This is a genomic window from Paenibacillus sp. sgz302115, assembly GCF_056120445.1.
The window spans coordinates 1-283 of record NZ_JBVYOK010000081.1; the positions used below are offsets into that span (position 1 = coordinate 1).

Genomic DNA, 283 nt, shown 5'->3' on the forward strand with positions numbered 1-283 from the left:
ATGCAAGTCGAGCGGAGCTTATCCTTCGGGGTAAGCTTAGCGGCGGACGGGTGAGTAACACGTAGGCAACCTACCCTGTAGACTGGGATAACTACCGGAAACGGTAGCTAATACCGGATAATTCCTTTCTTCACCTGAGGGGAGGATGAAAGGCGGAGCAATCTGCTACTAGAGGATGGGCCTGCGGCGCATTAGCTAGTTGGTGGGGTAACGGCCCACCAAGGCGACGATGCGTAGCCGACCTGAGAGGGTGAACGGCCACACTGGGACTGAGACACGGCCC

1 rRNA gene is annotated in these 283 nt (G+C 57.2%); it reads left to right on the forward strand.

The annotated features are described in order from the left end of the window. Nucleotides 1-283: ribosomal RNA gene (locus AC0LWN_RS32755) — 16S ribosomal RNA — on the forward strand; the annotation flags it as partial.